Below are 10,072 nucleotides of genomic sequence, written 5' to 3' on the forward strand. Positions count from 1 at the left end.
TCGCGTGAGTTAACTGACATTTCTATCCGTGCTCGTGACGGTAAACTTAAGTCTGCTGACATGCAAGGTAGCTGTTTTACTATTTCAAGTTTAGGTGGCATTGGCGGTACGGCATTTACGCCGATTGTTAACTACCCAGACGTGGCGATTTTAGGTGTATCAAAATCTGAGATTAAGCCAAAGTGGAACGGTAAAGAGTTTGAACCTAAATTAATGTTGCCGTTATCGTTGTCATATGACCATCGCGTTATTGATGGCGCAATGGCTGCACGCTTTAGTGTGACCTTGTCTGCGATACTATCAGACATTCGTACATTGATTTTATAACCCAAAAGGTCGCTCATATGAGCGACCTTTTTATTGTGATCGGTTTCAAACAAATTGATTTGAGTATAAAATGCGCCCATCCCAATTTTTTAGTCCACAATTGAAAGAAATTGGAAGTGAAACGTAAGTTTCAAGCTGGCGACATCGACATTTGGGCCGATCCGTCTTTCACACGGAATGAACAAGATTAGAGGAAATCATGAGCAACGAAATCAAAACTCAAGTAGTCGTACTAGGAGCAGGCCCAGCAGGTTATTCTGCGGCGTTTCGTGCTGCTGACTTAGGCTTAGACACCATAATTGTTGAGCGTTTCAGTACCCTTGGTGGTGTGTGTCTGAATGTTGGCTGTATCCCTTCAAAAGCACTATTGCACGTAGCAAAAGTCATTGAAGAAGCCAAAGCTGTTGCTGACCATGGTGTTGTTTTTGGTGAGCCAAAGATTGATTTAGACAAATTACGTGGTTTTAAAAACAAAGTAATTAGCCAGTTAACGGGCGGATTAGGCGGAATGTCTAAAATGCGTAAAGTTAACGTGGTTAATGGTTTTGGTAAATTTACTGGTCCTAATAGCTTAGAAGTCACTGCAGAAGATGGCACTGTGACCGTTGTTCAGTTTGAACAAGCGATTATTGCTGCCGGTTCACGTCCAATTAAATTACCATTTATTCCACATGAAGACCCACGTATTTGGGACTCAACTGATGCACTTGAACTGAAAGAAGTTCCTGGTAAGTTATTAGTAATGGGTGGCGGTATTATCGGTCTAGAAATGGGTACTGTGTATTCATCTTTAGGAAGCGAAATTGACGTGGTTGAAATGTTTGACCAAGTTATTCCTGCTGCAGATAAAGACGTTGTCCGTGTATTCACTAAGCAAATCAAGAAGAAGTTTAATCTTATTCTTGAAACTAAAGTGACCGCAGTTGAAGCAAAAGACGACGGTATTTACGTAACAATGGAAGGCAAGAAAGCACCTGCTGAGCCTGTTCGTTACGATGCTGTTTTAGTGGCAATTGGTCGCTCACCAAATGGTAAGTCTCTTGCTGCTGAAAAAGCCGGTGTTAATGTTGATGAGCGCGGCTTTATCAATGTTGATAAGCAGTTACGTACTAACGTTCCGCACATTTATGCTATCGGTGATATCGTTGGTCAACCTATGTTGGCTCATAAAGGTGTGCATGAAGGTCATGTTGCCGCTGAAGTTATTGCGGGTATGAAGCATTACTTTGACCCTAAAGTGATTCCTTCAATTGCTTATACTGACCCAGAAGTAGCATGGGTGGGTCTAACTGAGAAAGAAGCAAAAGAGCAAGGTGTTGCTTATGAAACAGCTACTTTCCCTTGGGCTGCTAGCGGCCGTGCAATTGCATCTGACTGCAGCGAAGGCATGACCAAGTTAATTTTCGACAAAGAAACTCATCGTATCATCGGTGGTGCTATTGTTGGTGTTAACGGTGGCGAATTATTAGGTGAAATTGGCCTAGCGATTGAGATGGGTTGTGATGCTGAAGATTTAGCATTAACGATCCATGCTCACCCGACTTTATATGAATCAATCGGTTTAGCTGCTGAAATGTATGAAGGTTCAATTACTGACTTACCTAACCCTAAAGCGGTTAAGAAGAAGTAATTTACGCTAACTAAATAGCCTTAAAAAAGCATTCCATTTCGGGATGCTTTTTTTTGTCTTTTTTTTGATATTTTAGGCTAGTCTTAATCATAACTGTTTGTAAGCCCTATTCAGTTATAGGGATATTTTGCAGCATGCCGATTTAGTCTGATTGAAAGTGAATCTAATTATGATTAGCTCGGGGGTGACTTTCCTATTAAAATAATGTTAAAACATTAATATTATTTATAAAAATCTCATTTTAATCGTCCAGAATAACGACAACAACCTATGTTGATTTTGGCTGCAGAAAAAAAATTATCACAACACCAAGATGATTAATGTGTGGATGACGATAAACCTGTTTTTACTACGTGTGGGGCTTGCCTGCATTTGATCACGTAAAGGATAAATTGAATTTATGACCAGAGCTGTATTGGTAAGCCTAGGCTGTTTTATATTATCCTTATTTACGGTATTACCTGCATGTAGTGCAGACATTGTTCAGCGAGTATTTAACGCCAAAGATGGTTTAGCTAATGCGACTATTCAAGACATTAGTTTTGACGGTTATGGTCACGTATGGCTAGCGACTCAACAAGGTATTTATCGCGTTAGTAATAGCAAGGTAAGGCGTATTGATAAAGTGGGGTTTGATTCGGTACTTGATGATGAACTGATTACAACAGTCGTTAATTCTGGCCAAGACCATTTGCTTGTTGGCACTAATTCCTCGTCATATCTTTACAGTATTTTAGACAATCACTTCAGCTTATTGCTTAAACCTGAAGATAATGATGCGACTAATATCAATAAAAGTATTCGCGTGGCGGCAACTCAGCGTCAGCTTGATGGACGGTTGCTGATGCTCGCTTACTCTGGCCAAGTGTATTATTTTGATGATGCTTCTCAGCAATTGTCTTTATCTCCAAGCCATTCATTAGACCACAATTTACCTTGGCGCAATGCGCTTGAGTTACACAACTCCCAGTATTTGTTTTCGACTAATCACGAACTTCAGCTGCACCAGGCCGATGGAACCTTCATTGGCACATTTCCGTGGTCTGATAAAAACGATTCCATCAGAAAGTTGTTCCAAGATAAACAACAAAGAGTGTGGATGCTGACATCGAAAGGGTTATTTAAGGTCGATACTGAGACGCTTACCGTGCAATCGGTGCCTGAAATCCCCTATTATGTTGATCAAATGGAACAAGATCTTAATGGTGATTTGTGGATTTCAAGCCGAGCAGGATTGATATTTTGGAGTCCAGAAAACAACAAATTAACCGTACACCGTGACGAGCTTAAGCAGCGAGCCAATATTGATTACATTCATGATATGGCGGTGGATTCTGATGGTTTATTGTGGGTTGGTGGTTCTGGTGATGGGTTGGCGGTGATTGCTGGTAAACCTCATTTTTTAATTGAAGATTATTCTAAAAAGCCACCCTATCAACTTGATAATGAAATGGTGTGGTCGGTATACAGCGAAGGCGATAAGGTGTGGCTAGGTACCGATGGTGGTTTGTCTGTAGTTAACACTCAGAACCAAACTTCAACCATGGTTATTCCCACAGGTTTTGCACTGAGCGACAGTATTTACCGGATTGAATCCTTGAACGCGGAGCATCTTGTATTGGCCACTACCAGTGGCTTATATGTAGTCAATAAAAAGACTAATGTCAGTACCGATTTCGCTACTTGGAGCGGTGGTAACGAGTCACTAAACGATAGAATTGTTATTGGGATTTATCGTGATGAGCTACACAAAGATGTTATTTGGTTTACCACCAATAAAGGTCTGTATTATTGGCAAGATGGTAATGCTGATTTAACGTTACAAGTTTTATCAGATGGGCAGCAGTCATTGAGTAATACCTTTTATAAAGCTTTATTAAGGGATGATGCTGGCCATTTATGGATTAGTGGCGGTAAACATTTTGGCTATTTGACGACCTCTGGCGAATATATTTCTAAAGTGGATGTATTTGCTGATTTTACTAATGTCCCAACCATGAATAGTCTTATGCAAGTGTCACCGGGTGTTATCTGGTTAGGTACGTCCCAGCAAGGGATTTATCAATTCAATACTCAAACCGATGAGGTTATTTCGCTGGATCAACAGTGGAAGATCGATTGTAAAGTGGTGTTCTTTTTACAAGATACTGAAACAGATCATATCGTTGGCTGTGCCAGTGCCATTATTAAGGTTAATAAGGCGACAGGTAAAGTCAGCTCGTATAGCCATAAAGACGGTTTTATTTCCGATGAATTTAATGAGTCGGCAAAATTTTATGATCCTGCTAAAGGCTTTTTTGTGGGTACACCAGACGGAGCGATGTTAATCGACCTCGATAAACTGGCGCCGCGCACTGTTAATGACAAAGTGATACTTGAATCTGTATCGGTGTTTTATGAAAACAATACCGAGGTTTATCTCATTCCAAGTCAATTGTCGCAAGTAGAACCCGGAGCCAGTTTAATTAGCTTTCAAATTGCCGTACTCGATTACCTTGATGATAAGCCGATGACCATACAGTATCGTTTGGTTAAAGATGGCGCAGACTCTGGCAATTACGTGCTATTAGAGGGCCAGTCACAGATTAATATTACCGGTTTAAGCGCTGGGGCGTATGCACTTGAGCTTTTATATAAAAGAAATGGTGTGTGGTCGAATGAGCCATTTCAATATCGATTTACGGTAAAGCAGTTTTGGTGGCGCTCGCAACAATTTACTGGTGCATTGATTTTTAGCATTTTGCTGATAGCCGCCATTATATTGTTATACAGACAGAGACAAATTCATCGTTTTAAGCAAATGAATCATGCATTGGTTGAAAGTGACGAACGCCTACGTCAATCGTTAAAAGGCAGTGACTCTGACCTATGGGAATGGCATGCATCAACACAAGTGCTGTCACTCGATAACCGAGGTGGGGTATTAGGACCAGACACGCACATTAACGTTAAATTAGAAGATATCCCAATACATCAAGACGATGTTGAGAGAATCACATCTGTGTGGCAGGACCTTGTTAACGGTAAAGTGGAGATGATTGATGCCGAGTATCGATATCGTAATCAGCATGATCATCAGTGGCATTGGTTACGCATTAAAGGCCGCGCTATTGAGGTAGATATTAACAATGGAAGGTTAATTTATGCTGCAGGGATGTATACCGACATCACTCAACAAAGAACCCTTGAAAGTGAAGCCAATTTATTAGCTCAAGCATTTGAAAATACCTCCGAAGGCATGTTGATATTAGACATGAAAAAGAACATAAAAATTAGCAACGCAGCGGCTAATTTAATTCTAGCGGCTAAAAAGAGTGATTTAGCTGGCAAACCTTTTTCCGATTTAGTGTTTGAGACTGTAGAGCCTTTTGACATGGAAGAGGTGTTCGATAAGGAACGTTTTTGGACTGGAGAATGTGAGTTTAATTGTAGTGATGGTAGCCGATGCCCTGTTTGGGTAAATGTATCGACCATGTTTAATATGAATGGTTCGGCATTACATTATGTGGTGGTATTTTCAGATATCACTGAACGTAAGCATAATGAGTTACATCTGCGCCGTTTAGCAAACAATGACATGTTAACTGGCTTAGCTAATCGAGCGATGTTTTCGCGTCGATTGGGCCAAGTTATTGAAACGGCAAAGCAGCAGAAAGAAACCCTAGCGTTGTTATTTTTAGATCTCGACAGATTTAAACATGTTAATGACTCATATGGCCACAGTATGGGTGATGCATTACTCGTTGAAGCTGCAAGTAGGCTGCAGTCTTGTTTGTCTGAAGAGCATTTGTTGTGTCGCTTTGGCGGTGATGAATTTGTTATTTTGCTGCGTGATGCAAAAGACGTCGACACCATTAACCACATTGCAAAACAGTTATTAAAACAAATAGAAACTCCTTTTAAATTATACGGAAGAGAATTTTTCATTTCGACCAGCATTGGTATTAGCATTTGGTCTGATGATGATCAAACGCCTGAAACCTTGATTAAAAACGCCGATTTAGCCATGTACCACGCTAAAGAAGAAGGCCGTGGTCATTTTCAATATTATTCAGCAGAACGTAATGCAGAAGCGTTGTATCACTTGCGCATAGAGGCTGATTTACATCGAGCGATACTGTGCAATGAATTTGAATTGTATTATCAGCCTCAGATAGATGTCGACCAACAAAATAGTATTGTTGGCGTTGAAGCATTAATTCGTTGGAAACACCCAAAAGATGGCATGGTTAACCCCGATGTGTTCATTGGTATTGCAGAATCTTGCGGCTTGATTGTTGAGATTGATCGTTGGGTACTTACCCAAGCTTGTCTCGACGGTGCAGATTGGCATCAGCGATATCAAAGCGAGATAACAGTGTCGGTTAATGTGTCTGCAATGCATTTTAGACAACCAGATTTTATCGACTTTTTGACTGCGACATTGCATCAAACTGGTATGCCTGCTAGATGTTTGTCGGTAGAAATTACCGAAGGCGTATTGATGAAAGAAATTGATATTGCCAGCCAGCATTTACGCGCGTTAGAGCAGTTAGGTATTGATGTTGCCATCGATGATTTCGGTACCGGTTATTCGTCGCTTGCGTATTTACGTTCATTCCAAGTCAATATTCTGAAAATTGATCGCTCGTTTTTAATCCATATTGACACCCATCAAGCCGATCAAGCCATTGTGAGCAGTATTATTGAATTAGCTCGTAACCTATCCCTTGAGGTCGTTGCTGAAGGCGTGGAAACATCTGAACAGCTTGCACAAGTCGTTCAGCGTGGCTGCCACATTATTCAGGGATATTATTTTGCCAAGCCGATGCCCAAAGCCGAACTTGAGCTCGATATTAAGCGACAAATGGGGATTAATGAATGATGTGTTCATTGATGATGCCAAGGTAATCTTCTTGCTGCTATCCATTAGTATGGGTATTGGTTAAATTTTGTTAGAATAAGTTGTTTTTACTTACTTTCGGAATGATTTATGCAACAAATTTTGCGCCTTAACTTATCTACCTGGTTTTTGGCTAGCTGTATTTGCTTTAGCCTAGCAGTGCAACCTGTCTATGCTGCGAAAAAAGCCGCTAAAGAAAGACCCACTATTGGCTTAGTGCTGAGTGGCGGTGGGGCAAAAGGTGCTGCACATATTGGTGTGTTGAAAGTACTTGAAAAATATCATATTCCGGTCGATTACATTGCGGGTACCAGTATTGGCGCTTACGTTGCTGGTATGTACGCGTTAGGCTATAACGCCGACCAAATTGAAGAAATCATGCTCAGTGGTGAATGGTCTAAAGGCTACTCAGACACTATTCCGCGCGATAAATTAAGCTACCGCGATAAACAGCAACGTGATCAGTTTAATATTCCACTGACCGTGGGTTATAACAATAATAGCTTAACTTCACCTAGTGGTTTGTTACGTGGTCAAAGCATGTCTCAACTATTACGTCACTCGACAGGCTTAGTCGAACAGTTTGGTGACTTTGATGAACTCGCGATTCCGTACCGAGCGGTGGCGACGGATTTGGCAACCAGTGAAGCGGTGGTGTTATCCAGCGGCAGTGTAGTACAAGCCATGCAAGCATCTGCCACAGTACCAGGAGCATTGCAGCCAGCACTGATTAACGGTCGTTTACTGGTTGATGGCGGAATTGCCAATAATATGCCTATCGATGTGGTGAAAGCCATGGGGGCAGATATCATTATTGCCGTCGATATTGGTTCTGCACTCACCAAACAAGAAAACTTGGACAGTACTATTGCCGTACTAGAGCAGCTCTCAACCATTTTGACTCAAGCGAGCACCGCCCGCCAAAAGACCTTACTGACGACTGGTGATATTCTCATTCGTCCCGCCATTGATAGCCTAAGTACCACTGATTTTTCAATCATGCCATTAGCGCTTAAATTAGGTGAAGATGCCGCTATATTAGAGTTGGTGAAGCTAGAACCGCTTGGTATTGGTGAGCAAGACTATTTGGCTTATCAAGCGGATAAATTACAACAAAGCTTAATGTGGATCGATCCACTTAAAAAACCCATCTATAAAATTACTTTTGATAATCAATCAAAAGTCAGCGAAAAATTACTGCGCGATCGTTTAGGGATTACCGAAGGCGTTGTACTAACCAAAGAAGAGTTAAATTTAGCCTTAAACCGAGTGTATTCATTGAATAAATTCGAGCGTGTCGATGCTGAGTTTGAAGATGTTGAGCAAGGCCGAATTTTAACCATTACCACCCGAGCAAAATCATGGGGGCCGAATTACTTTCAAGCAGGCTTTAACTGGGAAGATGACTTCACCTTAGATTCAGCTATTACGCTAAGCTTGGCTTACACCATGACCGACTTAACCGAAAATGGTGGTGAGTGGCGTAATGAATTAGAACTTGGGTATAAAAAGTTAGTCGGCACTGAGTTTTATCAGCCATTAGATCGTGATCAAACATTTTATAGCCTAGCGCGATTCCAGTATGAAATGAAAGATTGGGATTTAATTGATCAAGATAGCCGTTATGTAGAACTCGAAAATAATGTCGCCCAAATCGTTTTAGGTATCGGCTATAACTTTAATTCAGATGGCATTATCGAATTAGGCTTTGTCGGCGAAGATGGTCGGGTTAGCAGTGAATTTGGCTCGGTTGATTCACTAGATTATCATTCAACGGGTGGCTATTTTAAAGTGGCCTACGACAGCCTAAACAGCATTAGCTTCCCGACTGAAGGTAATCGAATTACCTTTGTCAGCTACTTAAGAGACGAATCCTACAATGGATTAAGCAATGTCGATACGACCTTTAGTGATGATCTTGCTTGGCAATTTGAAGCGGATTGGAAGGGTGCGTTGAAACTCGGAAATCACGCCATTGTAGGTAAGGTGGAGCTGGCGACCGTAGAGAATGACGGTAACTTTACCTTGCATGTGGCAGATTTAGGCGGTTTCTTGAATTTGTCGGGTTTCCGTAAAGACACCTTAATTGGTGCACATAAAGTGTTTGGGGCAGTGATTTATCAATACGATCTCGGCCGTGATGTATTGATAACCGACTTGCCTTTGTATTTAGGCACCAGTCTTGAAGCTGGTAATGTGTGGTTTGATCGTGATGATGTCGATTTAGATGATTTAATTTATGCCGGTAGTTTCTATCTCGGAACCGACACCGATTGGGGCCCTGCAGCATTAGGTTTTGGTTTTACCGACCGCGGTGAAACAGCATTTTACTTATTTGTTGGTAAAAACTTTTAAGCAGTCTATCTAAGCCAAAAGCCTAGAGCGCTTCGCTGCTAGGACGCTACGCGGCTAGAAGCTATAAAATCTTGGTGACGAGCGGTGGCAAGCGATGACGAGAGATAACAATCGAGCTAAAAGCCTAGTGGCTAGAGCGCTTCGCTGCTAGAGGCTATAAAATCTTGGTGACGGGCGGTGGCAAGCGATGACGAGAGATAACAATCGAGCTAAAAGCTAAAAGCCTAGAGTGCCCTATCCGTGAGCGCAGCGTTCGCTGTTATCGCTTGTTATCGTCCTCGCAGCGAAGCTGTCCCTAGCAGGACGAAGTCCGCTCTAGAAGCGCAGCGGACTATCCGCGTAGCGGTCTAGGCCTCTAGAAGCGCGGGCAGTAATCCGGCATGAGCAAGTTGGTTATGGGCAATCACCCATTTAGTTTGTGTGGCAGTGTGGGGCGCAGGAATTGCTACGGTTTGCATACTGGCAGCCCGCGCGGCAATTAAACCATTAAACGAATCTTCAATTGCGATGCATTGTCCTGGCGCAATGCCCAGTCCTTTAGCGCAATTTAAATATACTTCAGGATGCGGTTTGCCATAATCGAGATTTTCAGCGGACTCAATCGCATCAAAATAATGGCCAATGGCCAGCTTATGCAGCACAGCTTCAATAATTAATGATGATGACGATGTGGCTAAACCTATTTTAAGCCCTAAACGTTTGCACGCCTCTAGCGACTCAATAACGCCTCGCATTGGTTCACCATTGGCTTTTATTTGGCTTACAACTTCATTAACTATGGTATTGGCCGTAGCTGTATTGTCGTAATTTGGCCAAGGAAAACGTTGGTACCAATAGCTAACAACATGATCAATACGCAAGCCTGTGGTTTGTTCCAC

5 protein-coding genes are annotated in these 10,072 nt (G+C 41.9%); 4 read left to right on the forward strand and 1 reads right to left on the reverse strand.

Annotation, left to right across the window (positions count from 1 at the left end):
• From CXF78_RS02230 to CXF78_RS02245, 4 genes are all read left to right on the forward strand, one after another.
• Positions 1-327: 2-oxo acid dehydrogenase subunit E2 (locus CXF78_RS02230; RefSeq protein ID WP_180957031.1), on the forward strand; the 327-nt coding region annotated here is incomplete at its 5' end.
• 199 nt (positions 328-526) lie between these two features.
• Positions 527-1,957: a dihydrolipoyl dehydrogenase gene (gene lpdA, locus CXF78_RS02235; protein ID WP_011639189.1), complete on the forward strand. Its 1,431-nt coding sequence runs from the start codon at positions 527-529 to the stop codon at positions 1,955-1,957.
• A gap of 400 nt (positions 1,958-2,357) precedes the next feature.
• Positions 2,358-6,821 (forward strand): EAL domain-containing protein, encoded by a 4,464-nt coding sequence (locus CXF78_RS02240; RefSeq protein ID WP_102035846.1) that lies wholly within the window; start codon positions 2,358-2,360, stop codon positions 6,819-6,821.
• A gap of 108 nt (positions 6,822-6,929) precedes the next feature.
• Positions 6,930-9,194 (forward strand): patatin-like phospholipase family protein, encoded by a 2,265-nt coding sequence (locus CXF78_RS02245; RefSeq protein WP_102035847.1) that lies wholly within the window; start codon positions 6,930-6,932, stop codon positions 9,192-9,194.
• A 347-nt stretch (positions 9,195-9,541) separates the two neighbouring features.
• Here CXF78_RS02245 and hxpB read toward each other — a convergent pair.
• The coding region (hxpB, locus tag CXF78_RS02250) for a hexitol phosphatase HxpB (protein WP_102035848.1) at positions 9,542-10,072 on the reverse strand (531 nt) is incomplete at its 5' end.

The sequence above is a fragment of the Shewanella sp. 11B5 genome, from assembly GCF_002836795.1.
Lineage (GTDB): Bacteria > Pseudomonadota > Gammaproteobacteria > Enterobacterales > Shewanellaceae > Shewanella > Shewanella frigidimarina.

What these genes read in the sequence shown, in the direction of transcription:
- lpdA (WP_011639189.1), top strand. Translation starts at nt 527, where the DNA reads ATGAGCAACGAAATCAAAACTCAAGTAGTCGTACTAGGAGCAGGCCCA.
- CXF78_RS02240 (WP_102035846.1), top strand. Translation starts at nt 2,358, where the DNA reads ATGACCAGAGCTGTATTGGTAAGCCTAGGCTGTTTTATATTATCCTTA.
- CXF78_RS02245 (WP_102035847.1), top strand. Translation starts at nt 6,930, where the DNA reads ATGCAACAAATTTTGCGCCTTAACTTATCTACCTGGTTTTTGGCTAGC.